At 67.3% G+C, this 13178-nt stretch carries 14 protein-coding genes, 1 tRNA gene and 2 pseudogenes; 10 read left to right on the top strand and 7 right to left on the bottom strand.

The genetic code is table 11. The annotated features are described in order from the left end of the window. Positions 1-97 precede the first annotated feature (97 nt). From urtD to urtA, 4 genes are all read right to left on the bottom strand, one after another. Positions 98-973 (bottom strand): urea ABC transporter ATP-binding protein UrtD, encoded by an 876-nt coding sequence (gene urtD, locus ACFPOE_RS05340; RefSeq protein ID WP_376848985.1) that lies wholly within the window; start codon positions 971-973, stop codon positions 98-100. Beyond that, positions 970-2058, bottom strand: coding sequence for an urea ABC transporter permease subunit UrtC (gene urtC, locus ACFPOE_RS05335; RefSeq protein WP_376848984.1), 1089 nt, complete (start codon positions 2056-2058; stop codon positions 970-972). The genes urtD and urtC overlap by 4 nt, the downstream gene beginning before the upstream one ends. Positions 2059-2204: 146 nt before the next feature. After that, positions 2205-3779, bottom strand: coding sequence for an urea ABC transporter permease subunit UrtB (gene urtB, locus ACFPOE_RS05330; protein ID WP_376848983.1), 1575 nt, complete (start codon positions 3777-3779; stop codon positions 2205-2207). A gap of 150 nt (positions 3780-3929) precedes the next feature. Then, positions 3930-5195, bottom strand: a complete 1266-nt coding sequence (gene urtA / locus ACFPOE_RS05325; RefSeq protein ID WP_376848982.1) for an urea ABC transporter substrate-binding protein — start codon at positions 5193-5195, stop codon at positions 3930-3932. Between the two features lie 246 nt (positions 5196-5441). Between urtA and ACFPOE_RS05320 the strand changes: the two genes are divergently transcribed. The 8 genes and pseudogenes from ACFPOE_RS05320 (at position 5442) to ACFPOE_RS05285 (ending at position 10928) form a co-directional block, all read left to right on the top strand. After that, a complete protein-coding gene (locus ACFPOE_RS05320) occupies positions 5442-5744 on the top strand; it encodes an urease subunit gamma (RefSeq protein ID WP_376848981.1) in 303 nt (100 codons plus the stop codon). A 22-nt stretch (positions 5745-5766) separates the two neighbouring features. After that, entirely contained in the window at positions 5767-5964 is a 198-nt protein-coding gene (locus ACFPOE_RS05315) for a hypothetical protein (RefSeq protein WP_376848980.1), read from the top strand. Next, positions 5961-6266 carry an urease subunit beta gene (locus ACFPOE_RS05310; RefSeq protein ID WP_376848979.1) on the top strand — a complete coding sequence of 102 codons (306 nt, stop codon included), beginning with the start codon at positions 5961-5963 and terminating at the stop codon, positions 6264-6266. The genes ACFPOE_RS05315 and ACFPOE_RS05310 overlap by 4 nt, the downstream gene beginning before the upstream one ends. Positions 6267-6314: 48 nt before the next feature. Continuing rightward, a complete protein-coding gene (ureC, locus tag ACFPOE_RS05305) occupies positions 6315-8054 on the top strand; it encodes an urease subunit alpha (protein WP_376848978.1) in 1740 nt (579 codons plus the stop codon). Between the two features lie 9 nt (positions 8055-8063). Next, positions 8064-8564, top strand: a pseudogene (gene ureE / locus ACFPOE_RS05300) (urease accessory protein UreE); the annotation flags it as partial. Then, positions 8557-9327, top strand: a complete 771-nt coding sequence (locus tag ACFPOE_RS05295; RefSeq protein WP_376848977.1) for an urease accessory protein UreF — start codon at positions 8557-8559, stop codon at positions 9325-9327. The pseudogene ureE and the gene ACFPOE_RS05295, both read left to right, overlap by 8 nt. Continuing rightward, positions 9324-9971: an urease accessory protein UreG gene (gene ureG / locus ACFPOE_RS05290; RefSeq protein WP_376848976.1), complete on the top strand. Its 648-nt coding sequence runs from the start codon at positions 9324-9326 to the stop codon at positions 9969-9971. The genes ACFPOE_RS05295 and ureG overlap by 4 nt, the downstream gene beginning before the upstream one ends. A gap of 63 nt (positions 9972-10034) precedes the next feature. After that, positions 10035-10928 (top strand): IPTL-CTERM sorting domain-containing protein, encoded by an 894-nt coding sequence (locus tag ACFPOE_RS05285; protein WP_376848975.1) that lies wholly within the window; start codon positions 10035-10037, stop codon positions 10926-10928. Here the strand turns inward: ACFPOE_RS05285 and ACFPOE_RS05280 are convergent, their stop codons facing one another. Genes ACFPOE_RS05280 through ACFPOE_RS05270 form a run of 3 tightly spaced genes read right to left on the bottom strand, consistent with a single transcriptional unit; the run spans position 10929 to position 12473 of the window. Beyond that, positions 10929-11528, bottom strand: coding sequence for an exosortase H-associated membrane protein (locus ACFPOE_RS05280; RefSeq protein WP_376848974.1), 600 nt, complete (start codon positions 11526-11528; stop codon positions 10929-10931). A 4-nt stretch (positions 11529-11532) separates the two neighbouring features. After that, entirely contained in the window at positions 11533-12057 is a 525-nt protein-coding gene (xrtH, locus tag ACFPOE_RS05275) for an exosortase H (protein ID WP_376848973.1), read from the bottom strand. After that, positions 12057-12473, bottom strand: a complete 417-nt coding sequence (locus ACFPOE_RS05270; RefSeq protein WP_376848972.1) for a hypothetical protein — start codon at positions 12471-12473, stop codon at positions 12057-12059. The genes xrtH and ACFPOE_RS05270 overlap by 1 nt, the downstream gene beginning before the upstream one ends. A gap of 99 nt (positions 12474-12572) precedes the next feature. Between ACFPOE_RS05270 and ACFPOE_RS05265 the strand changes: the two genes are divergently transcribed. After that, positions 12573-12662 (top strand) — tRNA-Ser (locus tag ACFPOE_RS05265). 121 nt (positions 12663-12783) lie between these two features. Next, positions 12784-12888, top strand: a pseudogene (locus ACFPOE_RS05260) (SDR family oxidoreductase); the annotation flags it as partial. Positions 12889-13178 lie beyond the last annotated feature (290 nt).

Here is a 13178-nt window from a genome sequence, read left to right as displayed (position 1 = left end):
AAGTTGCGCAGGACTCGCAGAGAAGAAATCCTTCAATGGCTTGTTCTGCGACTTCTGCGTCCCCTTTGCGCCCTCTGCGTTCAAGGATTCTTGATTTTCAGCGCCCAAGGTACACCTCGATGACGCGTTCGTCGTTCTGGACCTGGTCGAGCGTGCCCTGGGCCAGGACGGAGCCTTCGGACAGCACGGTGACGATCTCGGAGATGGCGCGGATGAAGCTCATGTCGTGCTCCACCACCATCAGCGAATGCCTGCCCTTGAGCGTGAGGAACAGCTCCGCGGTGCGGGCGGTCTCCTCGTCGGTCATGCCGGCCACCGGCTCGTCCAGCAGCAGCAGCTTGGGGTCCTGCATCAGCAGCATGCCGATCTCCAGCCACTGCTTCTGGCCGTGGCTCAGGTTGCCGGCCAGCCGCGTCATGCCGTCGGACAGCTGGATCGTCTCCAGCACCTCGGCCAGCCGGTCGCTGTGGCCGGAGTCCAGCCGGAAGAACATCGACGACCTGACGCCCTTGTCGGTCTTCAGGGCCAGCTCCAGGTTCTCGAACACCGTGAGCTGCTCGAACACCGTGGGCTTCTGGAACTTGCGGCCGATCCCCATCTGCGCGATCTGCGGTTCCGTGTACCGCAGCAGGTCGATGGTGCTGCCGAAGAACACCGTGCCCGAATCGGGCCGGGTCTTGCCGGTGATGATGTCCATCATCGTGGTCTTGCCGGCGCCGTTGGGGCCGATGATGCAGCGCAGTTCGCCCGGCGCAATGTCCAGCGACAGCCGGTTGATCGCCTTGAAGCCGTCGAAGCTCACGCTCACGTCTTCCAGGTAAAGGATGCGGCCGTGGGTGGTGTCCACCTCCTGGCCCATCGACAGGCGGCCGAAGCCGGCTTCGCGGCCGCCCGACTCGGTGCGGCCGGCCTGGTGCTTCTGCGCGAAGGCCGAGACGCGCCTGGCGCCTTCGTCCAGCAGGTCCGGCGTCACTTGTTGCGCTCCTTCAGTCTCTTCAGCAGGCCGATAACTCCGTTCGGCAGGAAGAGCGTCACCGAGATGAACAGCGCGCCCAGGAAGTACAACCAGAACTCCGGCGCCGCGACAGTGAGCCAGCTCTTGGCGCCGTTGACGATGAAGGCGCCGACGATCGGCCCGATCAGCGTGGCGCGGCCGCCGACCGCCGCCCAGATCGCGATCTCGATCGAGTTGGCCGGGCTCATCTCGCTGGGGTTGATGATGCCCACCTGCGGCACGTAGAGCGCGCCGGCGACGCCGCACATCATGGCCGAGATCGTCCAGATGGTGAGCTTGTAGCCGACCGGCGAGTAGCCGCAGAACATGACGCGCGTCTCGGCGTCGCGGATGGCCTGCAGCACCCGGCCGAACTTGCTGGCCACCAGCCAGCGGGCAAACAGGTAGAACGCCAGCAGCGTCACGCCGGTCAGCACGAACAGGCCCATGCGCATTGCCGGCGTGGCGATCGGCGTGCCCAGGATGCGCTTGAAGTCGGTGAAGCCGTTGTTGCCGCCGAAGCCGGTCTCGTTGCGGAAGAACAGCAGCATGGCGGCGAAGGTCATGGCCTGCGTGATGATCGAGAAATACACGCCCTTGATCCGCGAGCGGAAGGCGAAGAAGCCGAACACGAAGGCGACGATGCCCGGCACCGCGACCACCAGGAACAGCGTGGCGGCGAAGCTGTCGGAAAAGCTCCAGTGCCAGGGCAGCGTCTTCCAGTCCAGGAACACCATGAAGTCCGGCAGCTCGCTCTTGTAGTTGCCGTCGCGGCCGATCTGGCGCATCAGGTACATGCCCATCGCATAGCCGCCCAGGGCGAAGAACAGGCCGTGGCCCAGCGACAGGATGCCGGTGTAGCCCCAGATCAGGTCCATCGCCAGCGCGCAGATGGCGTAGCACATGATCTTGCCGACCAGGCCGACGGCGTAGTCGCTCAGGTGGAACGCGCTGCCGGCCGGCACCGCCAGGTTCAACACGGGCGCGATGGCGCAGACGAGGACCAAGGCAACGATGAAGCTGCTCCAGCCCCAGCCGCCGAGGACGGCGGGACGGCTGGGCAAAGACGTCGTTCGCACTGAGCCTGCCTGCCCTGAGTCTGTCGAAGTGGTCGAAGTGCTCGCGTGGGCTTCGACAGGCTCAGCCCGAACGGGGGTGGTGGGCGAGCGGGAGCAGGATCCGTCCACTGCATCGGGAGGCAACACGGCACTCATGCTTCCGCACTCCTTCCCTTCATCGCGAAGATGCCCTGCGGCCGCTTCTGGATGAAGACGATGATGAACACCAGCACCGCGATCTTGGCCAGCACGGCGCCGGCCCAGCCCTCGAGGAACTTGTTCAGCACCCCCAGGCCCAGCGCCGCATAGACGGTGCCGGCCAGCTGGCCGACGCCGCCCAGCACCACCACCATGAAGGCGTCGACGATGTAGCCCTGGCCCAGGTCCGGGCCGACGTTGCCGATCTGGCTCAAGGCGCAACCCGCCAGGCCGGCGATGCCGGAGCCGAGCGCGAACGCATAGGTGTCGATCCGCGCCGTGTTCACGCCCATGCAGGACGCGATCGGCCGGTTCTGCGTCACGCCGCGCACGAACAGGCCGAGCCGGGTGCGGCCGATCAGGAACGCCATGCCGAGCAGCACCGAGAACGCGAAGCCGATGATGACGATGCGGTTCCAGGGCAGCTGCAGGTTGCCCAGGACCTGCACGCCACCGCTCATCCAGCTGGGGTTCTCGACGCCGACGTTCTGCGCGCCGAACAGCGAGCGCACCAGCTGCTGCAGCATCAGGCTGATGCCCCAGGTGGCCAGCAGCGTTTCCAGCGGGCGGCCGTAGAGGAAGCGGATCACCGAGCGCTCCAGCACGGCACCCATCAGCGCCGACGCGCCGAAGGCCACCGGCAACGCCGCCAGCAGGTACCAGTCGAAGGCGCCCGGCAGGTACTTCTGGAACAGGCCCTGCACCACATAGGTGGCGTAGGCCCCGATCATCATCAGCTCGCCGTGCGCCATGTTGATCACGCCCATCAGCCCGTAGGTGATGGCCAGGCCCAGCGCCACCAGCAGCAGGATCGAGCCCAGGCTGATGCCGCTGAAGATCGCGCCGATCCTGTCGCCCCAGGCCAGCGACGCCTCCACCGCGCGCAGCGAGCTTTCGATCGCGGCCTTGACCTGCGGCTCCGGCTCGTTCTTCAGCCGCTCCAGCAGCACCGTCTTGGTGTTGGTGTTGTTGCTTCCCGCCAGCAGCCTGGCGGCCTCCAGCCGCCTGGCCTGGTCGGGGCTGTTCAGCATGATCGCGGCGCGCACCACCTCCAGCTGGCCCTTGAGCTCGGGATTGGCCTCGGCCGCGAAGGCCTTCTCGATCAGCGGCAGCTTGGCGTCGTCGGTCTCGCCGGTCATCGACTTGATCGCGGCGCGCCGCACCTTCTCGTCGGGCGAGAACAGCTGGAGCGCCGCGGCGGCGGAATCGAGCTCGCCGCGCATGCGGTTGTTGATGACGACGTCCTCGGCCGTGTCCGGCACGGTGGCGGCGGCCCCCGTCACCGGGTCGGTGCCCTTGCCGTCGCGCACGATGAAGACGTGTTCGCCGTCCACCTTCACCGCTTCGTCCGACAGCGCCTGGATGAAGGCGGCGGTCCTGTCGTCGGCGCCGGCCACGGCCTTGTTCAGCGCCTCGATGCGGGCGTCGGTCTCGCCGGCGGCGATGGCGCGCGCTTCGGCGGCCGTGAGCGCGTGCGCGCTGCCGCCGGCCAGCAGGGCGAGGGTGAGGAAGAAGTGGTTGATGGTCATGAAAAGAGCCTGGAGGGTGGGCACGGTCTCGCCATGCCCACACTGCATGCCCCGCGGACAGCGTTCGCACTGAGCCTGTCGAAGTGCCCGCGCGGGGCTTCCCTTCGACAGGCTCAGGACGGGCTCAGCTCAGCCCGAACGGCCGTGGCCTTATTTCTTCGCCGGCTCGTCGGGCTTCTTGTCGTTGCCTTCGATGTAGGGCGACCAGGGCTTGGCCTTGACCGGGCCCGGGGTCTTCCACACGACGTTGAACTGGCCGTCGGACTTGATCTCGCCGATGAACACCGACTTGTGCAGGTGGTGGTTCTTCGGGTCCATCTCCGAGACGATGCCGCTCGGCGCCTTGAAGGTCTGGCCGGCCATCGCCGCGATCACCTTGTCGGTGTCGGTGCTGCCGGCCTTCTTCACGGCCTGCGCCCACATGTTGACGCCGATGTAGGTGGCTTCCATCGGGTCGTTGGTCAGCGGCTTGTCGGCGCCCGGCAGGTTCTTGGCCTTGGCGTAGGCGGCCCACTTCTTCTTGAACTCGTCGTTGCTCGGGTTCTTGATCGACATGAAGTAGTTCCAGGCGGCCAGGTGGCCCACCAGCGGCTTGGTGTCCACGCCGCGCAGTTCCTCTTCGCCCACCGAGAAGGCGACCACCGGCACGTCCTTGGCCTTCAGGCCGGCGTTGCCCAGTTCCTTGTAGAAGGGCACGTTGGAGTCGCCGTTGATGGTGGAGACCACCGCCGTCTTGCCGCCGGCCGAGAACTTCTTGATGTCGGCGACGATGGTCTGGTAGTCGCTGTGGCCGAACGGGGTGTACTTCTCGTCGATGTCGGTATCCTTCACGCCCTTGCTGTGCAGGTAGGCGCGCAGGATCTTGTTGGTGGTGCGGGGATAGACATAGTCCGTGCCCAGCAGCACCCAGCGCTTGGCGCCGCCGCCTTCCTTGGACATCAGGTAGTCGACGGCCGGGATGGCCTGCTGGTTGGGCGCCGCGCCCGTGTAGAACACGTTCTTGGACAGCTCCTCGCCTTCGTACTGCACCGGGTAGAACAGCAGGCCGTTCATTTCCTCCACCACCGGCAGCACCGACTTGCGCGACACCGAGGTCCAGCAGCCGAAGATCACGGCGACCTTGTCCTGCCCGAGCAGCTGCTTGGTCTTCTCGGCGAACAGCGGCCAGTTGGAGGCCGGGTCGACGACCACCGGCTCGAGCTTGCGGCCCAGCACGCCGCCCTTGGCATTGATCTCGTCGATCGCCATCAGGACGGTGTCCTTGAGCACGGTCTCGGAAATGGCCATCGTTCCCGACAGGCTGTGCAGGACGCCGACCTTGATGGTGTCCTTGGCCTGGGCGAACGCGCTGCCGGCCAGGCCCAGACCCAGGGCGATCGATGCGGTCAGCAGTTTGAGATTTCCTCGACGATTCATGGCTTTCTCCGAAATGAGAGGGACGACCCCACATTGGGTCGCAACACGTTACGCAAGGGATATGCCAAGCTCAGGCGGCAGCGCAATCGCACCAAAAGCAGCGTTGGTTCCGATTTGGGGCACGTCGCTTGTCCACAATGGGTCGGGCGCACCAAAATGCATTGGCGCCCGGTGCCGGGACTGCGAAAGCGACCGCACCCGAATGGCACGTGACTTGCGACAGCCATCCCATACAGAGAGAGCCCGATGGAACTGACCCCGCGCGAAAAGGACAAGCTGCTGATCTTCACCGCCGCCCTGCTGGCCGAGCGGCGCCAGGCCCGCGGGCTCAAGCTCAATTACCCGGAGGCGGTGGCGCTGATTTCCGCCGCGGTGATGGAAGGGGCGCGCGACGGCCGCACCGTCGCCCAGCTCATGAGCCAAGGCCGCACCATCCTCACGCGCGCCGACGTGATGGAGGGCGTGGCGGAGATGATTCCGGACATCCAGGTGGAGGCCACCTTTCCCGACGGCACCAAGCTGGTCACCGTGCACCAGCCGATTGCCTGAAGCACTACTCAAGGAGAAGCCAATGCATTCGATCAGGAAGATCCCCGCCGGCGCGGCGCTGCTCGCGGCCTGCGCGAGCGCCCTCGCCCACGACGCCGGCGGCTGGGCCGCGATCCACTGGCACGCCAGCGATGTCCTCGGCGTCGCCGTGGTGAGCTCGCTGTGCGTCGCCGCCGTGTGGCTCGCGCGCCGGGACAAGCGCGCGGCCAGGCAGCCATGATCCCCGGCGAACTGCTGGAAGCGCCGGGCGACCACGCGTTGAACCCGGGACGGCGCAGCATCACGGTGGTGGTGCGCAACACCGGCGACCGGCCGATCCAGGTCGGCTCCCACTATCACTTCGCCGAGACCAATGCGGCCCTGGGCTTCGACCGCGAGGCGGCGCGCGGCATGCGGCTGAACATCGCGTCGGGCACCGCGGTGCGCTTCGAGCCGGGCCAGCAGCGCACGGTGGACCTGGTCGATTTCGCCGGCGACCGCATCGTCCACGGCTTCCGCGGCCTGGTGCAGGGAAAACTGTAGCTATCCGTTCGGGCTAGCCTGTCGAAGCCCACAAAGGAACCAAATCAAATGGCAACCATTGGACGGCGCGCCTACGCCGAGATGTTCGGCCCGACCACGGGCGACCGCGTGCGGCTGGCCGACACCGAGCTGGTGATCGAAGTGGAGGACGACTACACCCTGCGCGCCGGCGGCTACGGCGAAGAGGTGAAATTCGGCGGCGGCAAGACCATCCGCGACGGCATGGCGCAGTCGCAGCGCACCAACGCGCAAGGAGCGATGGACTGCGTGCTGACCAACGCGCTGATCGTCGACCACTGGGGCATCGTCAAGGCCGACATCGGGCTGAAGGGCGGCCGGATCGCGGCGATCGGCAAGGCCGGCAACCCGGACACCCAGCCGGGCGTGGATATCGTCATCGGCCCCGGCACCGAGATCATCAGCTGCGAGGGCAACATCGTCACCGCCGGCGGCATCGACAGCCACATCCACTTCATCTGCCCGCAGCAGGTCGAGGAGGCGCTGGCAGCCGGCGTCACCACCATGATGGGCGGCGGCACCGGTCCGGCCACCGGCACCTTCGCCACCACCTGCACGCCCGGGCCCTGGAACATCGAGCGCATGCTGCAGGCGGCGGACGCCTTCCCGATGAACCTGGGCTTCCTGGGCAAGGGCAACGCCAGCCTGCCGGCCGCGCTGCACGAACAGATCGACGCCGGCGTGATCGGCCTGAAGCTGCACGAGGACTGGGGCACCACGCCCTCGGCCATCAGCAACTGCCTGGACGTGGCCGATGCCACCGACGTGCAGGTGGCGATCCACAGCGACACCTTGAACGAATCGGGCTTCGTCGAGAACACGATCGCGGCCACCAAGGGAAGAGGTTTGTGCGCGTTCCACACCGAGGGCGCCGGCGGCGGCCATGCGCCGGACATCCTGAAGGTGGTGGGCGAGGCCAACTTCCTGCCGTCCTCGACCAACCCGACGATGCCCTACACCGTCAATACCCTGGACGAGCACGTCGACATGCTGATGGTCTGCCATCACCTGGACCCGGCGATCGCGGAAGACCTGGCCTTCGCCGAAAGCCGGATCCGCAAGGAGACCATCGCCGCCGAGGACGTGCTGCACGACCTGGGCGCGATCAGCATGATGTCCAGCGACAGCCAGGCCATGGGCCGGGTCGGCGAGGTGATCCTGCGCACCTGGCAGACGGCGCACAAGATGAAGCTGCAGCGGGGCTGGCTGTCCGGCCCTTCGACAGGCTCAGGACGATCGGATTCGAACAACGACAACTTCCGCGCCAGGCGCTACATCGCCAAGTACACGATCAACCCGGCGATCGCGCACGGCATCAGCCACGAGGTGGGCAGCATCGAACCGGCCAAGTGGGCCGACCTGGTGGTGTGGAAGCCGGCCTTCTTCGGCGTCAAGCCGGCGCTGGTGCTCAAGGGCGGATTCATCGCGATGGCCGCCATGGGCGATCCGAACGCCTCGATCCCGACGCCGCAGCCGGTGCACTACCGGCCGATGTTCGGCAGCTTCGGCGGCGCCGTCGCCAGGGGCTCGCTGACCTTCGTCTCGCAGGCCGGCCTCGCGGCCGGCATCGGCGAACGCTTCGGGCTGAGGAAGACGCTGAGCGCGGTAAAGAACATCCGCGCCGTCCGCAAGCAGCACATGGTCCACAACGCCTACCTGCCGGCGATGGAGATCGACGCGCAGACCTATGCGGTGCGCGCCGACGGCCTGCTGCTGACATGCGAAGCTGCTACCGTGTTGCCGATGGCGCAACGCTACTTCCTCTTCTAGGGCTTTCTCATGCTGCAGGTTTCGAAATTGCTGGCCGGCGGCCAGGGGCTGGCGCCGGTGCTGCTGCGCCGCGCCGCCAGCGTCACGCTGGACTGGGACGTGCGGCAGAAGAGCCGCTTCGAGGCGGTCGACTCGATGGAGCGCACGATCGGCGTGTTCCTGCCGCGCGGCACCGTGGTGCGCGGCGGCGACGCGCTGGTGGCGGAGGACGGCACGCTGATCCGCGTGATCGCGGCGCCGCAGCCGGTGCTGGTGGTCACGGCCTGCAGCGAGCACGGCACGCCCTTCGACCTGATGCGCGCGGCCTATCACCTGGGCAACCGCCACGTGCCGATCGAGCTGAAGCCGAACCATCTGAAGATCGAGCCGGACCACGTGCTGGCCGACATGCTGCGCTCCATGCACCTGGACGTGATCGAGCAGTTCACCACCTTCGAGCCCGAGGGCGGCGCCTATGGCGTGCAGGCAAACGCTGCGCACGGCCACCACGGCCACGCGCACCATGACCACTGACCTGCCGCTGCTGCAGCTGATCTGGCTGGCCTCGCCGGCGCTGCCGATCGGCGGCTTCTCCTACTCCGAGGGGGTGGAGGCGGCCGTCGATGCGGCGCTGGTCACCGACGAGGCAAGCGCTGCCGGCTGGCTGCTCGGCCAGCTGCACCTGACGCTGGCCCGCGCCGACCTGGCGGTGCTGGCGCAGGCCATCCCGGCCTGGCAGGCCCGCGACATGCAGCGCATCGGGGAGCTCGATGCCTGGGTGCTGCAGACCCGCGAGACCAGCGAGTTGCGCCAGCAGGCCGAACAGATGGGACGCTCTTTGATCGAATGGCTGCGGGCCGTCCGGCCTGAGCTGCTGCAATCCGTTCGGCCTGAGCTGCTGCAATCCGTTCGGCCTGAGCTGCTGCAATCCGTTCGGCCTGAGCCTGTCGAAGGCCTCGCGGGGGCTTCGACCGGCTCAGGCCGAACGGAGCACTTCTTCAGCTATCCCGTCGCCTTCGCCCTCGCCGCCTCGGCCGCCGGCGCGAGCACGCGCGACTGCCTGCTGGCCTTTGCCTTCGGCTGGGCGGAAAACATGGTGCAGGCCGCGCTCAAGTCCGTGCCCCTGGGCCAGAGCGCCGGCCAGCGCGTGCTGGGCCTGCTGGCGCGCGACATCCCGGCCGCGGTCGACGTCGCCCTGGCCCTGCACGACGAGGACCGGCAGGCCTTCAGCCCGATGCTGGCGATCCTGTCGGCGCGCCACGAAACCCAATACTCCAGGCTGTTCAGATCATGAGCTTGCATCACATCGCGAATCGAACGAAGAAGCTGCCGCCGCTGCGGGTGGGCATCGGCGGCCCGGTCGGCTCGGGCAAGACCACGCTGCTGGAAATGCTGTGCAAGGCGATGCGCGACAAGTACGACCTGGTGGCGATCACCAACGACATCTACACCAAGGAAGACCAGCGGCTGCTGACGGTGAGCGGCGCCCTGCCGGCCGAGCGCATCATGGGCGTGGAGACCGGGGGCTGTCCGCACACCGCGATCCGCGAGGACGCCTCGATCAACCTGGAGGCGATCGACCGCATGCTGGTGGAGTTTCCCGAAGCGGACATCGTGTTCATCGAAAGCGGCGGCGACAACCTGGCCGCCACCTTCAGCCCCGAGCTGAGCGACCTGACGATCTACGTGATCGACGTCGCCGCCGGCGAGAAGATCCCGCGCAAGGGCGGTCCCGGCATCACCAAGAGCGACCTGTTCGTGATCAACAAGACAGACCTGGCGCCTTACGTCGGCGCGGACCTGGACGTGATGGAGGCGGACACCAGGCGAATGCGGCGCGAACGGCCCTATGTTTTGACGAACCTCAAGACCAATGCGGGTTTGCACGTGGTTGTGTCGTTTATCGAACATAAAGGGCTGTTGACCTACAGCGCTTAGCTCTGCCTTGTTCTAGACTGCGGCAAGCGGTGGGATTTCCCGTCGCATACGGAAGAAGGCTTCATGACGACTGCTCTCGCAACTAGGGTCGCATCGAAGCGCCGCCCACTCTCTTTTCTGCTCGCCATCGCCACCGCAGCCCTGCTGCTGGCTCCGGCCATGGTCCAGGCCCAGGTCAACCTGGGCACTGCTTCCAATTTCGGCGTGCTTGGCGCCACGCCAAACGTGAACAACACGGGGCCCACGGTGGTGGTCGGAGATGTCGGGGTGTCCCCGGCCGCCTCCATCATCGGCTTTCCACCCGGCAGCACCACGGGGACCCTTCAGCAGGGGAGTGCCGCGGCCGGAACGGCCCAGACCGATCTCGGCCTGGCCTTGGCAGCCACGCTCGTGCCGGCCTGTATCAACCTCGGCGCCGCGGACCTCGGCACGCTGGTGCTGACGCCCGGCGTCTACTGCTACAGCACGTCGGCCCAGCTTACCGGCAATCTCACCCTGAACTTCCTGGGCGATCCCAATGCCGCCTTCCTGATCCGGACCGGCAGCACGCTGACGACGGCATCCAACTCGTCGGTGCTGGCGATCAACACCGGGGGCGCCACCTGCCTGCCCAACGTCAACTGGAGCATCGGCAGCTCGGCGACCCTGGGCACGGGCAGCCAGATCGCCGGGAACATCCTGTCGCAAGTGAGCATCACGCTGACCACGGGAGCGTCCCTCAGAGGACGCGCCCTGGCGCGGACCGGAACCGTCACGCTGGACTCGAATCCGATCGTTGGCGGCTGTCCGGTCGCGGCAGCGGTGGCCGGCGGACCGATTCCCGGCGGACCGATCCCCACCCCAGCCAGCTTCGTCTCCGTGCCGACCCTGCAGGAATGGGCCCTGATCTTCCTCGGCCTGATGCTGGCCGGCGTGGGCGGCTGGCAGGTCCGGCGCAGGGCCATCGCGGCGCGCTAGTCAGTCGCCGCCCGCCAGGGCGCCTTCGATCATCGCACCGGCCAGCACGCGCCGGTCGAATGCCAGCCACAGCAGCACCGGCGCCAGCGTCGGCATGATCAGGAAGCCGAACTGGTAGCCGACCGCGATCAGGTTGGCGGCCAGGGGACCGAAATGGGTCTGGCCGCGGGTCTGATCGCCCGCCGTCACCGCCACCTGCAGCAGCCATGTGAAGCAGATGCCCCAGGCCTGGAACGGCACCAGCGCCACCAGGCCGGCCGGCAGCTTCCACCACCAGCGCGGCGTGCGCGCTGCCAGCAGCAACGCGGCCAGCAGCGGCGCACCGTAGGCGTAGACCAGCCCGTTGACCTCCGGCGCCAGTTCACCGGGGCGGTTGTCGGGACTCCAGACGCGCAGCGCGGTCAGCAGCACCTGGGCGGAGCCTTCGAACTGGACGCCCGTGACCCAGCGCGGAAACGCCGCCTGCATCACCTCGCCGGCCAGCCAGGCCGGGGCCAGCACCAGCCATTGCCGCAGCGGGTACCACAGCGCCAGCGCCACCAGCAGCCACGCCAGCGCGCGGACGAAGAAGCCCTTGAGCGTCGAGCCGGAACGCGGCATGGCCCTAGGCGGGCGCTGCGAGCGCTTCGGGTGGGGCGGACCGGCCGTATTGCCGGCGCGTCACCCAGCGCAGCCAGACCAGCCAGACCACCAGCACGTCCAGCATGATCAGCGCCTGCCAGAGATACAGGTGCGCGAACTCGAAGGCGGGCGCGCTCCACTGCACCAGGTAATACAGCGAGATGATGCGCAGCAGGTTCAGCAGCTGGATCGCCACCGAGCCGGCCAGCAGGCCCGCCATCCTGGAGCGCAGGCCGGCCGGATAGGCCATCAGCGCGGCGGCCAGCATGATGCAGGCCTCGACGCCGTTGCAGCCGGCCTCGATGGCGATGCCGCTGCCGCTGCGCATGTCCTGCAGCACGTTGCCGTGCGACAGCACGTTCGCGTCCACCAGGCGCAGCAGGAAGGCGCTGGCCGAGGCCAGGAAGCCGGTCCAGGGCACCACCACCAGCCGCTGCACCGGCGCCGTCAGCTCCGCCAGGAACAGCCCGAGCAGGACCAGCGAGAAGATCGCGAGAAAGCGGAACATCACATCTTGGTGTCGTAGCGCGGGTCGATGCGGCTGGCCGGGTAGACGCGCTGGCTGGCGCGCTGCTCGGCACGCAGCGCCCACCACGTCCACAGCGCGCCTGCCACTTCGACGGCGCCGAACAGCAGCAGCATCGGCGGTGCCAGCCCCAGCAGCACGAAGGCCGCGAACCAGGCCAGCACCGCCGGCCGGCCGTACACGGTGGCCCTGAACACGGGGACCGCATTGGCGCGCGCGGCGACGACGTAGAGGATGCCGATGTTCATCACGACCACACCCAGCACGCGGATCCAGACCTCGTTGGCGGCCGGCATCCGGAACAGCCCGAGCAGGAGGTTGGGAACGAACACCAGTCCGAGCCCGAGGGCGATGATGTAGACGCCGAACGCCTGGACGCTGAATGCGCTCTTGGACATGCTGATGGCCCTCCCGTGGTTGGCTGCGGCATTCTGGCACGGCTGGCCGATTTGTCACTGCCCGGCCGCCGCAGCCCCTGCGTCTAGAATCCGCTCACCGGAGAGTTGGCAGAGCGGTTGAATGCACCGGTCTTGAAAACCGGCGATGTTGAAAGACATCCGTGAGTTCGAATCTCACACTCTCCGCCAGGACCCATTAGTCTGCCAGCGGAAATTTGACTGGTACCGCGGTCTCCCCCCGTTTCTACATACGTCTGTCGGCTCGGCCGAGTCGCAGGACGACTCAGGCAATTTCCGTGGTGTGCCATCGGCGCAGTTCGGCGCCGCCTGCGCGTTCCTGGCTAGCGTCCACGCCTGCTCCATCACAGGACAGAATTTGTTGATGGGCGGCCGCGCCTTTCCGGGGACCTTTTGACGCCGCGTGCCGTGCCCAGGTGATCCGCACTCCGTGACAGAGCGGTAGCCGGTGCGCACGCGTGCGGACCAAATGCACTGGTGGCTCGAAGTGCACCGAATGGAGAACTCCCTACAGACGTCGCCAGAGCGCCCGACAGACGGCGCACGGCCCGCCGCCTAGACTGCGGCGATGAGCGAACACTGTGCGACCAGCTGACACCGCGGCGGGCGCTGCTGCGGCTGAACCGCTAGCTGTGAAGCGTCAAGAGGTTCTTTCTTGACGGGCTGAGTCTGGAGATCGGCGGTAGT

Source organism: Caenimonas terrae (assembly GCF_042655405.1).
In the GTDB taxonomy this organism is placed as follows: Bacteria; Pseudomonadota; Gammaproteobacteria; order Burkholderiales; family Burkholderiaceae_C; genus Ramlibacter; species Ramlibacter terrae_A.
This window is presented reverse-complemented; position numbering and strand designations above follow the sequence as displayed.

Excerpts from the sequence above, each read along its gene's own strand:
- urtB (WP_376848983.1), bottom strand. The coding sequence starts at position 3,779 with ATGACCATCAACCACTTCTTCCTCACCCTCGCCCTGCTGGCCGGCGGC.
- urtA (WP_376848982.1), bottom strand. The coding sequence starts at position 5,195 with ATGAATCGTCGAGGAAATCTCAAACTGCTGACCGCATCGATCGCCCTG.
- ACFPOE_RS05320 (WP_376848981.1), top strand. The coding sequence starts at position 5,442 with ATGGAACTGACCCCGCGCGAAAAGGACAAGCTGCTGATCTTCACCGCC.
- ACFPOE_RS05315 (WP_376848980.1), top strand. The coding sequence starts at position 5,767 with ATGCATTCGATCAGGAAGATCCCCGCCGGCGCGGCGCTGCTCGCGGCC.
- ACFPOE_RS05310 (WP_376848979.1), top strand. The coding sequence starts at position 5,961 with ATGATCCCCGGCGAACTGCTGGAAGCGCCGGGCGACCACGCGTTGAAC.
- ureC (WP_376848978.1), top strand. The coding sequence starts at position 6,315 with ATGGCAACCATTGGACGGCGCGCCTACGCCGAGATGTTCGGCCCGACC.
- ACFPOE_RS05295 (WP_376848977.1), top strand. The coding sequence starts at position 8,557 with ATGACCACTGACCTGCCGCTGCTGCAGCTGATCTGGCTGGCCTCGCCG.
- ureG (WP_376848976.1), top strand. The coding sequence starts at position 9,324 with ATGAGCTTGCATCACATCGCGAATCGAACGAAGAAGCTGCCGCCGCTG.
- ACFPOE_RS05285 (WP_376848975.1), top strand. The coding sequence starts at position 10,035 with ATGACGACTGCTCTCGCAACTAGGGTCGCATCGAAGCGCCGCCCACTC.
- ACFPOE_RS05280 (WP_376848974.1), bottom strand. The coding sequence starts at position 11,528 with ATGCCGCGTTCCGGCTCGACGCTCAAGGGCTTCTTCGTCCGCGCGCTG.
- xrtH (WP_376848973.1), bottom strand. The coding sequence starts at position 12,057 with ATGTTCCGCTTTCTCGCGATCTTCTCGCTGGTCCTGCTCGGGCTGTTC.
- ACFPOE_RS05270 (WP_376848972.1), bottom strand. The coding sequence starts at position 12,473 with ATGTCCAAGAGCGCATTCAGCGTCCAGGCGTTCGGCGTCTACATCATC.